This is a genomic window from Shewanella algae (assembly GCF_009183365.2).
Classification (GTDB): Bacteria; Pseudomonadota; Gammaproteobacteria; order Enterobacterales; family Shewanellaceae; genus Shewanella; species Shewanella algae.
This window is the reverse complement of the sequence record NZ_CP068230.1, coordinates 2,958,175-2,976,244: the sequence shown is the minus strand read 5'-3', so window position 1 is coordinate 2,976,244 and position 18,070 is coordinate 2,958,175. Positions and strand designations below refer to the sequence as shown.

General features: G+C 53.9%; 17 protein-coding genes. 7 read left to right on the top strand and 10 right to left on the bottom strand.

The window, feature by feature from the left end:
- Window positions 1–32: 32 nt before the first annotated feature.
- The 4 genes from E1N14_RS13345 to E1N14_RS13330 form a co-directional block, all read right to left on the bottom strand.
- Window positions 33–437 carry a hypothetical protein gene (locus E1N14_RS13345; RefSeq protein WP_025011149.1) on the bottom strand — a complete coding sequence of 135 codons (405 nt, stop codon included), beginning with the start codon at window positions 435–437 and terminating at the stop codon, window positions 33–35.
- Window positions 438–743: 306 nt separating this feature from the next.
- A complete protein-coding gene (locus tag E1N14_RS13340) occupies window positions 744–1,253 on the bottom strand; it encodes a M48 metallopeptidase family protein (RefSeq protein ID WP_028780777.1) in 510 nt (169 codons plus the stop codon).
- Window positions 1,254–1,257: 4 nt separating this feature from the next.
- A complete protein-coding gene (locus tag E1N14_RS13335) occupies window positions 1,258–1,695 on the bottom strand; it encodes a DUF3010 family protein (RefSeq protein ID WP_025011148.1) in 438 nt (145 codons plus the stop codon).
- A 47-nt stretch (window positions 1,696–1,742) separates the two neighbouring features.
- Window positions 1,743–3,098 carry a DEAD/DEAH box helicase gene (locus tag E1N14_RS13330; protein ID WP_062793376.1) on the bottom strand — a complete coding sequence of 452 codons (1,356 nt, stop codon included), beginning with the start codon at window positions 3,096–3,098 and terminating at the stop codon, window positions 1,743–1,745.
- A gap of 218 nt (window positions 3,099–3,316) precedes the next feature.
- On the opposite strand from E1N14_RS13330, the gene rssA reads away from it, so the two are divergent.
- The 7 genes from rssA to E1N14_RS13295 all read left to right on the top strand — a co-directional run bounded on the left by rssA (window position 3,317) and on the right by E1N14_RS13295 (window position 10,170).
- On the top strand, window positions 3,317–4,264 hold the full coding sequence (rssA, locus tag E1N14_RS13325; protein ID WP_062793377.1) for a patatin-like phospholipase RssA: 948 nt from the start codon (window positions 3,317–3,319) through the stop codon (window positions 4,262–4,264).
- Between the two features lie 158 nt (window positions 4,265–4,422).
- Complete coding sequence (locus tag E1N14_RS13320) at window positions 4,423–5,166, top strand: hypothetical protein (protein WP_062793378.1); 744 nt, start codon at window positions 4,423–4,425, stop codon at window positions 5,164–5,166.
- A gap of 210 nt (window positions 5,167–5,376) precedes the next feature.
- Entirely contained in the window at window positions 5,377–7,494 is a 2,118-nt protein-coding gene (gene nrdD / locus E1N14_RS13315) for an anaerobic ribonucleoside-triphosphate reductase (protein WP_044734729.1), read from the top strand.
- A gap of 49 nt (window positions 7,495–7,543) precedes the next feature.
- On the top strand, window positions 7,544–8,017 hold the full coding sequence (gene nrdG, locus E1N14_RS13310) for an anaerobic ribonucleoside-triphosphate reductase-activating protein (RefSeq protein ID WP_025011145.1): 474 nt from the start codon (window positions 7,544–7,546) through the stop codon (window positions 8,015–8,017).
- Between the two features lie 151 nt (window positions 8,018–8,168).
- The gene (locus E1N14_RS13305) at window positions 8,169–8,525 is read left to right on the top strand and encodes a YibL family ribosome-associated protein (protein WP_025011144.1); all 357 of its coding nucleotides are present in this window, start codon (window positions 8,169–8,171) and stop codon (window positions 8,523–8,525) included.
- Window positions 8,526–8,693: 168 nt separating this feature from the next.
- Window positions 8,694–9,311 carry a GTP cyclohydrolase II gene (gene ribA, locus E1N14_RS13300; RefSeq protein WP_025011143.1) on the top strand — a complete coding sequence of 206 codons (618 nt, stop codon included), beginning with the start codon at window positions 8,694–8,696 and terminating at the stop codon, window positions 9,309–9,311.
- Between the two features lie 10 nt (window positions 9,312–9,321).
- Window positions 9,322–10,170 carry a hypothetical protein gene (locus E1N14_RS13295; protein ID WP_025011142.1) on the top strand — a complete coding sequence of 283 codons (849 nt, stop codon included), beginning with the start codon at window positions 9,322–9,324 and terminating at the stop codon, window positions 10,168–10,170.
- A 6-nt stretch (window positions 10,171–10,176) separates the two neighbouring features.
- Here E1N14_RS13295 and E1N14_RS13290 read toward each other — a convergent pair whose 3' ends face one another.
- The 6 genes from E1N14_RS13290 to E1N14_RS13265 form a co-directional block, all read right to left on the bottom strand.
- Window positions 10,177–10,638 carry a hypothetical protein gene (locus tag E1N14_RS13290; protein ID WP_025887169.1) on the bottom strand — a complete coding sequence of 154 codons (462 nt, stop codon included), beginning with the start codon at window positions 10,636–10,638 and terminating at the stop codon, window positions 10,177–10,179.
- Between the two features lie 132 nt (window positions 10,639–10,770).
- Window positions 10,771–11,121 carry a VF530 family protein gene (locus tag E1N14_RS13285; protein WP_025011140.1) on the bottom strand — a complete coding sequence of 117 codons (351 nt, stop codon included), beginning with the start codon at window positions 11,119–11,121 and terminating at the stop codon, window positions 10,771–10,773.
- Between the two features lie 173 nt (window positions 11,122–11,294).
- Window positions 11,295–13,667: a S8 family serine peptidase gene (locus E1N14_RS13280; RefSeq protein ID WP_025011139.1), complete on the bottom strand. Its 2,373-nt coding sequence runs from the start codon at window positions 13,665–13,667 to the stop codon at window positions 11,295–11,297.
- 545 nt (window positions 13,668–14,212) lie between these two features.
- Window positions 14,213–14,533 (bottom strand): rhodanese-like domain-containing protein, encoded by a 321-nt coding sequence (locus E1N14_RS13275; RefSeq protein ID WP_231473597.1) that lies wholly within the window; start codon window positions 14,531–14,533, stop codon window positions 14,213–14,215.
- 76 nt (window positions 14,534–14,609) lie between these two features.
- The gene (locus E1N14_RS13270; RefSeq protein ID WP_025011137.1) at window positions 14,610–14,822 is read right to left on the bottom strand and encodes a YgaP family membrane protein; all 213 of its coding nucleotides are present in this window, start codon (window positions 14,820–14,822) and stop codon (window positions 14,610–14,612) included.
- Window position 14,823: 1 nt separating this feature from the next.
- Window positions 14,824–18,069: an efflux RND transporter permease subunit gene (locus E1N14_RS13265; RefSeq protein ID WP_062793380.1), complete on the bottom strand. Its 3,246-nt coding sequence runs from the start codon at window positions 18,067–18,069 to the stop codon at window positions 14,824–14,826.
- Between the last annotated feature and the right edge of the window lies 1 nt (window position 18,070).

The window sequence follows — 18,070 nt, the reverse complement described above, 5'->3', positions numbered from 1 at the left end:
GCCGGGACTGTTCTTGAGGCTGAAGGCGGGCGTTAGCCTGCCTGCTGTAGCCGCTGCTGATACTTAAGGGCGCAGCGGCACAGTTTGCCCTTGAGTGCCGGGCAGCCGCCACAGGGGGATTTCTTAAAGGGCCGCAGCGCAAAGCTCATGCTGCCGGTCTGGGGTTTTAGGCTGTGAAGCTGCCCAAGAGAAGGTTGATTGGCGGCAATCCAACTGCCGGCACGGTTTTTTAGTTCCGCCTTGAGCAGTTTCTTTTGTGGCTTCTTGAGTTTCTTTTGCCGGGAGAGTTTTGTGGGCAGTTGCTGCTCTAATGCGCTAATCAAGTCTTTGCCAAGGCGTTTGCGGCTGGATTTGCCAAGCGCGGGCAGCGTCTTTTTCAGCGCTTTATTGGCCTGTTTATGGCATATCTTGGAAACATGCTTGCTTATCTTGGGCATAAACCACTCCACATCTTGCCGGTATCTTCATCTGTGCCAAGGCCGGTCAAAAGAAGCTGTCAGAAGGGCACTGACGATAACTTTTGGAAAGGCTGTTTGACAAGCAGATACCAAAAACTAAAGCTGATTTTAAATGAAAACTATTATCAGTCAATATGCGGTTGAGTTTATAACGCTTGGGTCTTTTGAGGGTAGGTCTTGGCGGAAACCGCTGCGAATAACGGCTGGATAGTAACTGGATATATTACAGGAAGCCCAGGAGCCGCACTTTTATAACCAAGTGGCTTTTGAATGCAGCTCTAACATTTACATTGGGTAGGGATCTTGGTTGGCATCCAGCAAGCTGAGGTAGATCCTGAGCTCAAACTCCAACTGATGGTAGTCAGGCTCCATATAGGTGCACAGTTTGTAGAAGGCCTTGTTGTGTTCTTTCTCCCTCAAGTGCGCCAGCTCATGCACCACCAACATCCGCAAAAAGGCTTCGGGTGCCCGTTTCAGGCGAGAGGAGATACGGATTTCATTCTTGGTCTTGAGTTTGTGCCCTTGCTTACGGGCGGCGTAGGTATGCAGCCCCAGCGCCTGATGGCTGAGGCTGATCTTGTCGTCGAAACACACTTTGGCAAGCGGGTTTGATTGACGCAGATAAGTTTGCTTCAGCGCCTGGGTATAGTCCCAAAGCGCTTTATCACTGCGGATCTGATGCAACTCAGGATGGCGTTTTCGCAGGTATTCTCCCAGCTTACCCGCTTGGCTGAGCTGCTGAACCTGCTGCTTTATCTCGTCGCTGTAGTGGGCCAGATAATCAAAACCGCTCAAGAGCTCAGACCTTCTTGTAGATCCGCATCTGCTGGAAGGCGTACGCGGCGTCAAAGGCGTTTTGCTGGAACTTTTTCAGCTCCAGGCCGCTGAAGTCCACTTGCGGTGGATTGCGTTTCAGCTGCTCTTTAATGCTTTGAGGTGTCAGCATTGTTACCGGCAACTTACCCAGTTGAATGGCTGCCTCGAACTTGAAACTGGCAGAGCTGCCGGCCAGCTTCCCCTTGTATTCGCGCTCGATAATCACTACATGTTCGACCTGATAGTCTTCCATCAGCTTATTGAAGGCGAATTGGAACTCCCTAATCGCTTCCTGGCTGGCAGGATTGCTCAAGGTAAATGAGTGACGGCGGCAATCGGGGACGTTGAATACGTCACCCTGGGCGCTCAGCAAACAGATGACGGCTTCGCCGCCTTTTAATTCAACAGCACAAACTTTCATGGTATTCCTTGTGGTTCATCATGCCGCACCGGCGGCTAATGTTAATCTTATGACTCGGAGCCGCTTTCATCGCCGTTATCTACTGGAGCGGGTTTACGCCTCATAGGGGCATCGCCCACATCCACCCCGGTAATAAAGCGTTTGTCTCTGCCGGACTTGGCCTTGCCCGGTTTAGCCGCTGTCTTGCTGCGGCCCTTGGGCTTGCTGGCCTTGGCGTTCTTGGGTTTGCTGCTCTGGCGCTTGGGATCGGCAAGGCCACTGAATTTGGGTTCTAGCCCCTCAAGGGTACTGAGCTCGAAGCGGCGACCGAGAAAGTTCTGCAGCTTCTTGAAGTTGAACCAGTCCTTGGGACCCACCAGAGACAGGGCGTCGCCCTTGGCACCGGCGCGGCCGGTACGGCCGATACGGTGGACATATTCTTCGGCGAATTTGGGCATGTCGAAGTTGACCACCAAGGACACATTCACCAGATCCAGACCGCGGGAGGCGACGTCGGTTGTCACCAGAATTTGCTGCTGGCCACGGCTGAACTGATCCATTATCTGGTTGCGGGCGCTTTGGCGCAGTTCACCACTGAGCGCCACGGCGCTGTAGCCTTCTTGCTTGAGCTTCTCGGCTAATCTGTCGGTATCCTGGCGGGTGGCGGTGAAGATGATCACCTGGCGCTGTTGCTCGCGCTTTAGCAGCTCAGTCAGCAGCGCCTCTTTATGATCCAGATGGTCACAGAGGAAAATACGCTGGTGTATGTCCTGATGCTCGGCATTGGCGGCGCCAATGGCTACGTGCAGTGGATCATTGAGCAAGGTGGTGGCGATGTCATTGACCTCTTCATGTTCCAGAGTGGCCGAGAACATCAGTGTTTGACGCCGTCTATGGTTGGCAGCGTCGTTGATTGCCTTGAGTTGCGGGGCAAAGCCGAGATCCAGCATGCGGTCGGCTTCGTCAAGAATAAGCAGTTCCAGCCCTTCCAGATACAGATGGCGTTGTGACAGGTGGTCGGCAATCCGTCCCGGGGTGGCGACGATAAAGTGTGGATCCCGCGCCAGCGCCTTGGCCTGATCGTTGAAGTTTTCCCCGCCAAGCACACTGATGGCTCGATATTGGGTATTGGCAACCAACAGACGCAGCTGGGCGTAAACCTGGTTGGCCAGCTCACGGGTCGGCAGGAGTATCAATACCCTGGGATCGCGCTTGCTGAGCGCCTTGGTGGAGATCACCCTTTGCATTGCCGGCAGCAAAAAGGCCAAGGTCTTTCCCGAGCCCGTCTTGGATGAGGCCATCAGGTCTTTCCCGGCCAGCGCTACGGGAATCGCTTCACGCTGAATTTCGGTAGGCTCGTCGATACCCATATGCTTAAGGGTTTGCAGCAGACGCTGATCCAGCGAAAAATCGGAAAAATGCAAAGGTTAACTCCTCAATAAAAACGACCGCATATTATAACGGCTTTTGTGGCGCTGGGCATGTATTTAGTCGAAGGAGTGTCGAAACAGCGGCGACTTTTGCTTAAAAAGGTCGCAAGCTCATGCCTGAAAGCCTGCCGGATAAAATCTGGAGCCGCTTAGGCTTCGGGTGTATGCTGCTTTGGCTGAATGGCATAGCTTGGAGTTTTTAAGGAGAGAGGATGGCGCAGAGTCATAACCCTTGTATCGGCATCGCCCTGGGAAGTGGCGCCGCCAAAGGATGGGCCCACATAGGAGTACTCAAAGGTCTGGCAGCCATGGGGGTGCATCCGGCCAAGGTGGCTGGTTCATCCATAGGTGCCCTGGTCGGTGCTGCCTATGCCAATGAGCGTCTCGAAGAGCTGGAAGACTGGGTGCGTAGTTTTTCCAGTTGGGACGTGTTGGGATTGATGGATATCAGCTGGGGCCGGGGCGGGCTCATCAGTGGTGACAAGGTGTTCAATGCCATTCAGGACCGCATCGGCGATCTCTTGATTGAAGAGCTCAAATATCCCTTTACAGCGGTGTCGACCGACCTCTACTCAGGGCAGGAGATCTGGTTTCGTCAGGGCGACTTGCGTCAGGCCGTCAGGGCTTCCTGCTCCATGCCGGGGATCATGTCGCCGGTGCGTCAGGGCCATCGTTGGTTGGTGGATGGCGCAGTGGTGAATCCCATTCCCGTGTCTGTGGCCAGAGCCATGGGTGCCAGTTTGGTGATAGGTGTCGATCTGCATGGTCACAGGCGCGAACAGTTGCAGGTACTGCCGGTGGCACTCAATAGTGAAGAGCACTCATTACAGAACAAAGTGGTGGAGCATTCCTCCGAGAACGGTTTTATGGATCTGTTGGCCAAGGGCAAGGATTATATTTCCGGCCTGACCGACAAGTTCTCCCTCGGCAATAAGGCCGAACCCGGCATGTTGGCTGTGATGTCACAGTCGATGGATATTCTGGAGCAGCGCCACAAGCGCGCGCGCTTGATGGGGGATCCACCGGATATCTGTATCGTGCCAAAGGTGTCTGACATAGGCACCATGGAGTTTCACCGTGCCAGTGAAGCCATTGCCGCCGGTGAGAAGGCGGTGCAGCAGGCCTCGCATCTGATTGATGCGGCGTTGGGTCGTCTCTGAAACAGGCGCTTTTTTGTTAGTGCTTGGTATGGGCACACTTCCTGCATAGTCAGCACATCATCAGCATCAAGGCGCTTCAAGGGCGATTTTTTGACAATTTTTCTGACAATCTTGTCTTAAAAACAACCGCTTGGGCGTCGATATGACGGAAAACTGACATGCAGCCTATCCATTCCTCTGTGGATCCCAGATTGTCCGGGGTCGATGCCTATGGCGTCAACAATCGTCTTACCAGCGGCAGCGGCCTTTCGGTTGTCGACACTGAAACTGTCAATGACAGCAAGAGCCGGGGCTCTGCCTCGGCAAACATAGGGCAGGACAGCATATCCCTCTCCAACGATGGTAAAAGAGCCGCGCGGGTGCAGGAGTTGGCCAAGGAATTTTTCGGCTCAGGCCAGTTCAGCAGTGCCGATTTACCCAAGCTGCTGGCGCGCCTAGGCGACGAAGGGCTGTTGTCTGAAAGCCAGATGGCCAGATTGCAGGGCAGCGGCCTGATGGGAGTTGATACCAAGGATAACGCTAGCCTCAAGGAGTTTATTCAAGGCCAGATTGGTTTGCTCAGACAACAGGCCAGTCAAAGCCCTTTGCTCAACGCACTCAAGGGGGCGGACAGCCTGATGGGCAATATGGGGATGATGTATACCCCATCGAGCTCTTTGGCGGCCAACAAGGTGGCAGCTCAGTTGGACGCCGTGCTCAAGGGAGAAAACCAAACTGCCGAGAGCGCAGAGAACAACAGCAACAAGCTAGCGGCCAAGGCCGATTCCGCACAGCAAGATCCTCAACTGTTATCCCGGCTCAGTGGTGTCAGCGCTCTGATGCGCACCGCAGCAGCCATAGGCAGCCAGCAGCAGGGCAGTGGGCAAATCAATAGTTATCTGGCCTTGGCAAAGAGGTACTGACTAGCGGCCGTTTGGGTCTCGGTCAAGGGAAAAATCTCCACAAGTTGTGCTCGTTGGCACTAATCCCATAGTGTTGTTCATCCTCTTCAATACCATGATCCAGATCATGGTATTGAAGAGCGATTTGTCGCTTAATTCTCTACATATTGTGCTTGGTTAATAAAACACCACTATATATGGTGTTAAATAAACAACATGGAGATTAGAGAAATGCCGGTAGTGATTAAGCGGGACGGGTGCCGTACTCAGTTCGACGAAACAAGGATAAGGGATGCGGTGCTGGCAGCCTCTAGCCACTGCGGTATAGAAGATGTGGACTATGCGGCCACAGTCGCAGCGCTGGTCACCCAGGCGGTAACCGACAAGGCTGAGGTCAATATCCAGGAGTTGCAGGACAGGGTCGAAAACCTGTTGATGGAAGGGCCGTACAAGCAAGTGGCCCGTAGCTACATCGAATATCGTCACGACAGAGATATCTGCCGTGAATCCAGCAGCCGACTGAATCTGGAGATCCGCGGCCTGGTCGAGCAGAGCAACGCGACCCTGCTCAACGAAAATGCCAATAAAGACTCCAAGGTGATCCCCACCCAGAGGGATCTCCTGGCCGGTATTGTCGCCAAACACTATGCCAAACATCATATCCTGCCCAAGGATGTGGTTGCCGCCCATGAGGCCGGTGAGATCCACTATCACGATCTCGACTATTCGCCTTTCTTCCCTATGTTCAACTGTATGCTGATCGATCTCGGTGGCATGTTGACCCAAGGGTTTAAGATGGGCAATGCCGAGATTGAGACACCAAAATCCATCTCGACTGCGACCGCAGTTACCGCGCAGATCATCGCCCAGGTCGCCAGCCATATTTATGGCGGCACCACAATCAACCGCATAGATGAAGTGTTGGCCCCTTTTGTGGCCAAGAGCTACGACAAGCATTATCAAACGGCGCTCAAGTGGGGGATTACCGATGCCAAGGCGTTTGCCACAGAGCAGACCAAGAAAGAGTGTCACGACGCCTTCCAGTCGCTGGAATATGAGGTCAATACCCTGCATACCGCCAATGGTCAGACGCCTTTTGTTACCTTCGGTTTCGGTTTGGGTACCAGCTGGGAGTCGAGGCTGATCCAAGAGTCTATTTTGCGGATCCGCATGGAAGGCCTTGGCAAGAACCGCAAGACAGCGGTTTTCCCCAAGTTGGTGTTTGCCATTCGTGATGGTATCAACCATAAGGCCGGCGACTGCAACTACGACATCAAGCAGTTGGCGCTCGAGTGTGCCAGCATCCGCATGTATCCGGATATTCTCAACTATGAGCAGGTGGTCAAGGTTACTGGCTCATTCAAGACTCCTATGGGTTGTCGCAGTTTCCTTGGCACCTATGAGGAAAACGGCGAGCTGCTGCATGAAGGTCGCAACAACCTAGGCGTAGTCAGCCTGAACTTGCCGAGGGTGGCGCTGGAAGCCAAGGGTGATGAAGCCGAGTTTTATCGCATTTTGGATCAAAGGCTGGAGATGGCCCGCAAGGCGCTGGATACCCGCATCGAACGTCTGGCCAACGTCAAGGCCAGAGTGGCGCCCATTCTCTATATGGAAGGGGCTTGCGGAGTGCGCCTGCGCGGTGATGATAACATTGCCGAAATCTTCAAAAACGGCCGAGCTTCCATCTCTCTGGGCTATATAGGCCTGCATGAGACAATCAATGCTCTCTATGGTACAGACACCCATGTGTTTGACGATGAAACATTGAGGCAGAAAGCAGTTGCCATAGTGGCTCACCTCAAGGCGGCTACAGTGCGCTGGAAAGAGGAAACCGGTTATGGTTTCAGCCTCTACAGTACACCGAGCGAGAGCCTGTGCAGCCGTTTTGCCAAGCTGGATGCCAAGAGCTTTGGCCTGGTTGATGGTGTTACCGACAAGGGCTATTACACCAACAGCTTCCACCTGGATGTGGAGAAGAAGGTGAATCCTTACGACAAACTCGACTTCGAACAGCCGTATCCCGAGCTCGCCAATGGTGGTTTCATCTGCTACGGCGAATACCCGAATATGCAGCACAACCTAGAAGCGCTGGAGAATGTCTGGGACTACAGCTACAGCCGGGTGCCTTACTATGGAACCAACACACCAATAGATGAGTGTTACGACTGTGGTTTTACCGGTGAGTTTATCTGTACCAGCAAGGGCTTTACCTGCCCCAAGTGTGGCAACCATGAGCCCAGTCGGGTGTCTGTGACCCGCAGGGTTTGCGGTTATCTCGGCAGCCCGGATGCCAGACCCTTCAACCATGGCAAGCAGGAAGAGGTCAAACGTCGGGTTAAGCACCTTTAACGACAAACTGTTTTATAGGCGCCCCTCGGGGCGCCTTGTGGATATAGCTATGAACTATCATCAGTATTACCCCGTGGATGTGGTCAATGGACCGGGCACCCGGGTAACCCTGTTTGTCTCCGGTTGTGAACATCAGTGCCGGGGTTGTTATAACCAGTCAACCTGGGATCCCCGCTCCGGGCATCCTTTCGACCAGGCGATGTCTGACAGGATCATTGCCGATCTCAATGACAGCCGGATCCCGAGAAGGGGCTTGTCACTTTCAGGTGGTGACCCACTGTTTCCGGGCAATCTTGACGCCATCAAGGCCTTACTGCTGCGGGTGCGGGACGAATGCCCTGGAAAGGATGTCTGGCTCTGGACTGGTTATCGTCTCGATGAACTCAGTCCGGCGCAGCGGGAATTGCTCGGGCTTATTCATGTGTTGGTGGATGGCAAATTCGTGCAGGAGCAAGCGGATCCGTCGCTGAAGTTTCGTGGTTCGGCCAACCAGGTGATACATCTGCTCAACGACCCTCAGTAAGTACAAAAGTGAAAACTGGTTAACACAATTGCTTTTCCCTGCTAAAAAACCCCGTCACCTGGGCTTGAGTTGCTGTTATACTTCTGTCCGGCACATTTACGGCAACCAGGCCGTCCATTCTCAGGGTGCCGGGATTTTGTAAGGTAACAGAATGAATTTGAAGCAGGAGCTGCAACAGCTCAACGATAAGCTGGATCAGTATCGCCGTAAATTGGCCGCCGCAGAGCAACGTGGCGATGGTCCTATCATTGCCCAGTTTCAGCGGGAAATCGCCGCCGTCAACAAGCGGATTGCAGCCATCAAGGGCCAGCAGAGTCGGCAGCTTGGCAAGCAGGGACAGTCTATTCGCGATCTGCCTTTTAGCCGCGAACTCACCAAAGCCGAACAGGCCGACATGGGCAAACTCAAGAAGTCTGTCCGGGGTTTGGTCGTTGTGCATCCCATGACAGCGCTGGGCAGAGAAATGGGTATTACTGCCGTTACCGGGTTTGCACCCAAGGCATTTTAACTGCCGCCGTGACAGCAGATAATAACCAATGAATTTACTTGGGTATTCCGGTCGGTGGTAAAAACGCATAAAATGACCGGCCTGAGTACTGAGCACGCTTCACTATTATCTTGATTTTGAGGGATGTTAACCGTCTCAGGGAATGAGAGCAGTCGTTAAGGTTAATTCATGTCTATTAAATTTATCGCCACCGCCAAATTGCCAACCCCTTGGGGGGTGTTTGCCATGCATGGTTTCGAGGATACCGAAACCGGTAAAGAGCACGTGGCGCTGACTTTTGGTGAGCTCCAAGCCGATAAACCCATGCTGGGACGGATCCATTCGGAATGTCTCACCGGAGATGCCCTGTTCAGCCTGCGCTGCGACTGCGGCTTTCAACTGCAGACCGCGATGCAAAATGTCGCCGAAGCCGGTCAGGGCTTTATTCTCTACCTGCGTCAGGAAGGTCGTGGCATAGGGCTGTTGAACAAAATTCGAGCCTACGAGTTGCAGGACGATGGCGCCAATACAGTGGAAGCCAACGAGCGTCTGGGCTTTCCGGCCGATATGCGCAAGTACGATATGATTGCGCCCATGCTGGAAAAAATTGGCGTTCACAAGGTTAGGTTGATGACCAATAATCCGCGCAAGGTGCAGGCGATGAAAGATGTCGGCATGGAAGTTGTCGAGCGGGTGCCGCTGCAGGTGGGCAAAAACCGTTACAACGAAGCCTACCTCAAGACCAAGTCTACTGAGCTTGGCCATATGATGTCTGAGTATCATTTCACCGAAGGTCATCAGGACTGAGTCGGCAAAGATGAAGTCACCGGGGAAAGCATCAACCCAAGTTGGTTTATTGAGTGTGTCTTCCCTGGGGCTTTTGCTGCTTGCAGCCCCAATCCTTGCCCAAGAGTCCCCCGGCCACGCCCGGCCGCCGGACAACTCCCACTATGCTTTTGGCAGCTATCTGGGCAGCGGGGTCTATCGCGCGTCCGAACAGGATGCTACCGTCATCAGCTTACCGCTGGACTTTACGCTGGAGCAGAGTGAGGACTCGGAGTTCTTGTTACGCCTGCCTATCTCGGTGGGCTTTTTCAACTATAGCCTCGAAGATGCCGGTGAGTTTGAGTTGCCTTCCAGTGTCGGTACTCTGACAGTGACACCAGGCTTTGAAAAGCGTTGGCGCCTGGATGATAACTGGCGCATGGAGGCCTATGGCGATCTCGGTTTTGGCAGTAATTTTGACCAAGGCGGTAATGTCGCCATCATGGCAGCCGGCATCAGTGGCTTGCGTCATTTTGAGCTGTGGCAGGCAGATTCTCTGTGGGTGACCCGACTGAAATTTGCCGCCTACAGTGAACGGGCGTTCAGCATCAGCCAGAGCTTTTCCGTATTGCAAACCGGAGTGGATATCGGTTTGCCTTATCACTGGTCCTGGCAGGGGTTACAGATGCAGCCCAGGGTGTTTGCTTTGGGTTATTGGTATTTTGACCAGTTACAGTTTGCCGGCGATCTCAACCAGGATACCTTGGTGTCCGGCAGTATTGAGTTGGGCGCCACCCTGGCCCTTGCCAAGCCAGTGCTTGGCATAGACAGATTGGGGATCAGTTACCGTAGTGGTGACGGGCTGGAGATCTGGCGCCTGGTGTTCAGCATGCCCATCTGAGCCGCATCAGCCCTCAGTGGCGGCGTTCTTGTCCTGGCGGGCTTTCTCGTTGAGCAGGGCGACCAACTGACCACTGACGGCGGCAATCTGATCCTGCAGCAACTTACGCTCTATCTCGGCCGCTTCAGAATCATCACCATTCAGTTGCTGTAGCTGCTGCTGCAACTCTTTGAGCTTGTCCTGCAGCTCTTTAATCTTCTTGTCAATTTCAGACATATCCGAGGTATCTTCCTCGGCGGCTTTCTGCGCTTCTGAGGTTTGCTCCGAATTGTTCCTATACAGCTGACCACCTATATCATCCGCCAGCGCCTTGCGACCGGCAGAAGAGATATTCACTTTATCCTGGCTGTCCGAACTTGTGGCAGCACTTTCCTTGGCTGCGTCTTTGTCAGCCACAGTGACTTCACTCAGGTTGCGGGGACCGGTTCCCTGAGTGGCGATTTGACCTAAGCCTGCAATGTTCATCATTAAACTCCCTGGCGGCATCTGTTCGTGCTGATAGTCGACAACGACTTATCGGCTGCAAGGGGAAGAACTTTAGCAGCTTTGAGGCAAAGTTGGTTAAAAATATAGCGGGTTGCGTGCTGTATCAGTATCTGCCTAGTCGCTCTTTTTACCCCAGATATGGGCATTGGTTTGAGGCTTGTCGGCACAGGTTTGTTTGGTTGGTTTTTCCCGTGTTGCCGGGGTTGAACTGCCCAGAAGGTGAGGCGGAATGGGCAAGCCCTTACTGGTCAGATAGAGACGTTCCAGTTTTTCCCTGGCCCATTGGGTCTTTCGCAAAAAGGTCAGGCTCGATTTAATGCTGGGATCATGGCTGAAGCAGCGCACTTTTATCCTTTGTGCCAGGCCATCAAAGCCGTACTGCTCCACCATCTCTGTGAGTATCGCCTTGAGGGTCAAGCCGTGCAGGGGATCTTTGTTGGCTTGAGGGGAATTGGAAGCTGTCATGAATGGGCCTTGGTAGCTGGTGTTATAAAAGCGGCGCCAGTATAACCGAGAAGCTTTTCAAATGCCTTGCAAAAAGGTTGAAAAAGTCGCGTCAAACAGTCCGGCAGCTCTTCAGCCAAGGGGAAAGCATCGAGAGAGGAAAAAGGGGCCGTAGCGGCCCCTTGAAAGAGAGATTATTTAAAGTGCAGTGACCAGCTGTCGATGTAGCCTACGTCACGGCGACCCGAGTCGACGGCCTTGAGCAACCAGGTACCACTGGACTCGACACCTGTCATATCGACCGAATAGCTCTGGTTGATATTGTCGGTGCCTTTGCCTGTGTTGTCGTGCAGCACGGCAATCTGGCCATTGGGGCTGTGCAGTTCAACCTGCAGATCGCCAATGTAAGGGTGCACTATGCTGACATCTACAGTGACCACACCCGAATCACCGCTGCGGCTGACGCTGATGGGGCTGGTAATGCCTGTGCTGTTGTTGTCGGGAATATTGGCATTATCACCATTGGTGTAGCTCGCTGCGCCGCCACCTGGATTGGTGCTGCTTGAGCCTGTGTAGCTAGCCACCAGGCTGGCACCGCCGAAGCTGCTGTAACCGCGAACCATCACATAGTAAGTACCGGCTTGAGGGCTGTTGACCGAACAGCTTTCAGTGTTGCCGCCTTTCCAGGGGCGACAATCAAAGCTGCTGGTGGTTGGAGCCGCGCCGTACTGCATGTAAAGGTCGGCATCACCTGTGCCGCCACTCAGGTTGAAGCTGAGGTTGGAAGCGCCGGCAGGCACATCGAGGAAGAAGTGCAGTTCATCGTCTTTGGCACCACTAAGGTTGTTGATTGCCACACCGTTTTCCAACTGACCATCGCTTGGTGTGCCGGGATCGCTCGGGCCATTACAGGAGGCATCCAGATATTCCTTGGCAGCCACGGCATTGACCAGACCATAGCCGGTGCGATCGTCACGACCGGGGACATCCAGATCTTCGGCGGTGGCTTTCAGCGCCTGACGCACCTGGGCGGCACTACACTCAGTGTGATAGCTCCATACCAGAGTTGCGACGCCGGATACGTGTGGCGTCGCCATGGAAGTACCGTTGTAGTACTCATAGTCTTCGCCAGTGGTGTTGGATACGCTGGCCTGCTGACCGATTTGGTTACGCAGCGCCAGACCGGTTTCACGGTCTACAGACACAGAAGCCTTGGTCAATTCAGTGTTTGAGTCCACCAGAAAGGGGTTTTGCAGTCCGGGCAGATCGCTGTTGGAGTAGACAATAGTCGCTGCCGCACCGGCGTTGTTACAGGCGCGAACCGCATTGATCTCGGGATAACCGGCACCTTGGTTTTCCAAACGCTGCACCAAACAGACTTTGCCTGTCATGTTGCCGCAGTTGTAGTTGCCGCCGCTGGTGTCACACTCGGCCAGTTCGCCGCTGGCACTGGCGCTGATGGGCGAGGGCACATAGTTGCTTCCCGATGGTACAAAGCGGTTGTGAGGCACCACCCCTTCGGCAAACAGCGACTGACCGGCAATGACAATATCAGCCAGACGTCCTTCGCCGCGAGTCACGGTTGAGAGGATTGCTTCACCCGGGCCGGAGATTTCGACCTGATTGGTGTACTGGGAGAAGGCCGAATGGTCTTTGTTGCTGTCGACCGAGGCCACCGACATTACCGCATCATAGGAAGCCGGGTAGCTATGGGTGTTGTTGCCATCGTTACCGGCCGCAGCAATCAATAGCACGCCATTGTTAAAGTGGTTGGTCATGGCATTGCGCTCAGTGGTGCTGGATCCTGAGCCACCCAGGCTCATGGTGACCACATTGGCGCCATTGTCGACACAGGTATCCACGGCGGATACCAGTGAAGAGGAGTAACCCCAACCTGACTCGTTGAATACCTTGATCACATGGATATTGGCGTTCTGATTCGGCATCACCCCAACCACGCCTTCATTGTTGGCGATGGCGGCTATGGTGCCGGCAACGTGAGTTCCGTGGGCATTGTTATTGCCCGGCTCGAACCAGTTTCCGGTGCCCGAGTTGTTGGTACCTGTGACATTGTTGCCACTGAGATCCTGGTGAGCACGATCATAGCCGGAGTCTATGATACATATGGTGCGATTACCGCTGAGGTTATCGGCCAACTGAGTCGCGCCGACATAGGTTTGACCCCAAGGCGTGGTTTCACTCAACAAGCGGCGGGGCATATCTTCTTCGACATACTCCACATCGGTGCGGGCACGCAGCGCCTTGAGCCCGGGGTTATCCAACTTGACGCTGTAGCTGTGGCTGCGACCAATGCGCTTCATTTCGCGAGCCTTAACGCCGTTAAGCGCTCTGTGCTGGCCGAATACCTGATTCAGTTCGCTTTGGCCACTCATGGTTTGCAGGCCGTTGTTGTCCTTGAACTTAACGATATAGCGCTTGGGCAGGGGCGACTGCTGTGACAGATCATTGGTTTGAGGCTTGAAAGGTGCGCCATGAACACCGGCAGAGACTGCCAGGGCCAGCATGGACAGACTCAGGGCCAGCTGTTTATTTGTTATTTTTTTCATACTTGTCTTCCGTGTAACAGATCTTGGTTTATTGTCCTCGGGCACTTCAGCATTCACTGAAATGACCCATTTGCAATCTACCGCTATGAAAAAGTCATGTAAAACAAATGTTAACAGCATGGCGTTCTATTTCGGCTTGGTTGTATTTCACTTTTTGTGAATAAAAATTCATTTTAAGTGTTTGCTGTTACTAAATGTATCAGTGGCGGGTGCATGAAATTTTGCCGGGTTTGAATAAGACTCTATGTGAGGTTTGATTGAGCCCTGAGATACGTGAAAGATATAATTGATTGATTTATAACTTTAATGATGTTTCTTATTCTAATTTTGCATAAGTAATTATTCTGAAGAATAATCGTTGCGAAAAGGAGACTTTAGTATGGGGTAAAGGCAACTTTTTGACTGAGTGTGCAGATTTGACACTTGCACGTCATCTTGGTTTTTTGGTTTATTGTTAATTCTTTGTGCTGCTTATTTCGTAAAAAGGCCCACTTGAGTGGGCCCGGTTGCATGAGTGGCGCAGTACTTAATGGTTATCTGGTCAGCTAGTTGCCGGCGCTGGCCTTGAGGCTATCATAGCCGCCACCATTGTAGACTTCCTGATAACCGGCTTTTTCCAGCGACTCTTTGGCAATACCTGAGCGGCGACCGCTACGGCAGTAAACAACTACCGGGGTGTCTTTGGCAATGCCCTGTTTGGCAAAGGCTTCGGCTATCTGTTCAAAGGGGATATTAACCGCCTCTGGCAGATGTCCCTCTGCATATTCCTCCGGGGTTCTGACATCCACCAGCATGGCGCCCTGGGCGACCTTGGTCAGTGCCACCTCGGGAACCATCTGCTCGGCGCGAGCGCTGAGGCTCAGCAGTACAGCAAACAGCAGAGTGGTCAGCCACAGGAATTGGCGCTGGGTACGGGTTATTATCTTCACTTGCATTCCTTATTCAGTGGGCCTTGGCCTGTTCAGCCTCCGTTTTCATACCGAATTTACGCATCAGCATGCTGGCAGGACAAAAGCCGGTAAAAGCACTCTGAAACAGGTTAGCGCCAACAAACAGAGTTAGCCATACAAAATTGTGATGGACAGTGGCGGTTAACAGTAATGACAACATCACCATAAATCCGGCAAAGGCCATAGTGGCACGTTCTACAGACATTTTAAGCTCCTTTGGCCGCCTGGGCCTGGTTGATCACTGAGTCGATGCGCTTGCGCATCAGGGCATAGTAAAGTACCGGGATCACCACCAGCGTCAGCAGGGTGGAGATCAGGATCCCGAAGATAAGACTGATGGCCAGACCGTTGAAGATCGGGTCATCCAGAATAAACATGGCGCCAATCATGGCTGCCAGGGCGGTGAGCATAATAGGTTTGGCCCGCACGGCGCCCGAGTGAATGACCGCCTGTTCAAATGGCACTCCGGCAGCGGTTTCCTGGTTGATAAAGTCCACCAGGAGTATGGAGTTACGCACTATGATCCCCGCCAGCGCTATCATGCCTATCATGGAGGTGGCGGTGAACTGGGCGCCGAGCAAGGCGTGTCCCGGCATGACCCCGATAATGGTCAGGGGGATAGGCGCCATAATGATCAGCGGTACCAGATAGGAACGGAAGTGGGCCACCACCAGGAGATAAATGGCAATCATGCCGACCCCATAGGCCAGGCCCATATCACGGAAGGTTTCATAGGTGATCTTCCACTCGCCATCCCAGAGTACGCTGATCGTATCCAGACCATCGGGTTGGCTGAAATAATGCTGTTTGAAGCCAAGGCCACCTTCTGAGTCGATATCCGCCGCCATTTCAAACATGCCGTACAGTGGGCTGTCGAGCGGCCCGGCCATGTCGGCAATCACCATGATCATCGGGATCATATTCTTGTGAATGATGGGTGCGTCTATCTGCCCCTTGCGGATTGTCACCAATTCGGCCACGGGCACAGTGCCGCCATGGAGGCTGTCGAGGCGCAGGTTAAGCACTGAAGTCAAATCCAGTTTGTCGGCCTCCGGCAGTTCCAGGCGAATGGGCACAGGGCGTTTCTGCATCGGCTTATGCAGCACATTGATATCCTTGCCGCCGACAGCAGTGGCCACCAGATCCACTATGTTGGCGTAGGGCACGCCCAGCAGACTGGCCTTGCTGCGGTCGATAAGTACCTGCCATTTCTGTTGTGCCGCCGGCAGGAAGATATCGATATCCACCACATCCTCGGTCGCCTGGAACAGGGACTGCAGCTCTCTGGCCGCCTGCTGGCGAATATCTTGGCTGGGGCCATAGACCTCGGCCACAATCGGCGACCACACAGGTGGGCCGGGGGGCACTTCCACTACTTTGACATTGGCGTTGAAGCCCTGGGCGATTTGCTGCAGCGGGCCGCGCACCGCCAGGGCTATGCTGTGGCTGTCTCTGTCCCTGTGTTTCTTGTCACTGAGATTGACCTGAATATCGCCAAGCTCCTGACTGTTGCGAACAAAGTAATGCCTGACCAGGCCGTTGAAGTTGATCGGGGCATGGGTGCCGGCATAGAGCTGCAGATGCTGCACTTCGGGTACAGTCACCAGATAATCGGATAAGGCCTTGAGGACTTTTTCCGTCTGCTCCACCGGCGTGCCTTCCGGCATATCCACCATCACCTGGAATTCGCTCTTGTTGTCGAAGGGCAACATCTTGAGCACCACCAACTGGCCGACGGGCAGGGCCACGGCCATGCCAATCAGCACAAACACGCCGGCGGCCATGCCTAGTCGGGCCTTGCGGCTCTCGAGGAATGGCTTGATAAGCCGGGTAAACAGCCTGAGCATCACAGGGCTGGCATTGTCGCTGTGCCCCTCGCCACCCTTGTGTCTGAGCAGTTTGTGGCTGAGCCAGGGGGTGACCACAAAGGCCACCGCCAGGGAGATCAACATGCCCATGCTGGCGTTGATGGGAATAGGGCTCATATAGGGGCCCATCAGCCCCGAGACAAAGGCCATCGGCAGCAATGCCGCAATAACGGTAAAGGTCGCCAGAATCGTGGGGCCACCCACTTCATCCACGGCGGCGGGAATGAGCTCACTCAGGCTGCGTTTGCCCATGGCCATATGACGGTGGATGTTTTCCACCACGACGATGGCATCGTCCACCAAAATACCTATGGAGAAGATCAGCGCAAACAGGGATACCCGGTTGAGGGTAAAGCCCCAGGCCCAGGAGGCGAAAAGGGTAATCGCCAGGGTAATGACAATCGCCACTCCCACCACCAGTGCCTCGCGCATTCCCATGGTGAACACCACCAGGATAACCACAGCGGCGGTAGCAAAGATCAACTTGAAGATCAGAGTGTTGGACTTATCTGCCGCCGTTACGCCATAGTTGCGTGACACAGTGACATTGACATTGTCCGGAATAAGCAGGTTACGGCTCTTTTCCACCTTGGCAAGGATAGCATCGGCCACATCCACGGCGTTTTCACCCGGTTGTTTGCCTATGGCTATGGTCACTGCCGGGAAGACGCCTTTAGCTTCTGCTTCGGAGCTGTGACCGTTTTGATGCCAGGCGCCATAGAGAGGCACATCGGCCTTGAGGCTGATATCGGCAATATCACTGAGGAAGACTGGGGCGGCCTTGCCTTGGCTGTCATTGTGCACCGCGACCACCAGTTGCTGCACATCCTCCAGCGAACGCAGGAACTGGCCGGTCTGCACCTTGATCTCCTGGTTATCCTGCACCAGAGACACAGGCATGGAGACCGCATTGTTGGCGCCCAGCGCCCGGTTGATGGCATCGAAGCTGACACCATAAAAACTCATTTTGGCCGGATTGATGCGCACATTGAGCACCAACTCATGGGATCCCATGGACTCGACATCTCGGGTGCCGGGAATGCGCTTGAGTTCGGTTTCGAGCCCATGGGCCACATGAGTCAGTTGCTGAGCCGAGACATTGGGATCCTCAGACCAGAGAGTCAGGCTGACAATGGGCACATCGTCTATGCCCATGGGTTTTATCAAGGGATCGCCCACTCCCGCGGCTCTGGGCAGCTTGTCCAGGTTGGAATAGATTTGGTTGTAGAGTTTGACTATCGCCTCGTTACGGGGCACGCCCACCTCAAAGATGACGATGATCATCGCGCCATCGGGCTGCGAGAAGGAGTAGAGGGTATCTATGCCTTTTATCTGCGAGATCACCTCTTCTGCCGGCAGGGTAACCAACTGCTCGACTTCGGTCGGTGTGGCACCGGGGAAGGGGATAAATACATCGGCAAAGGTCACATCTATCTGAGGTTCTTCCTCCTTGGGAGTGACCAGAATGGCAAACATCCCCAGCAACAAGCCCAGCAGGGCCAGAAGTGGCGTAATGGCACTGAGCTGGAAACTGGCAGCAATGCGGCCGGAGATGCCGGTGTTATTTTCGCTGTGATTAGCCATG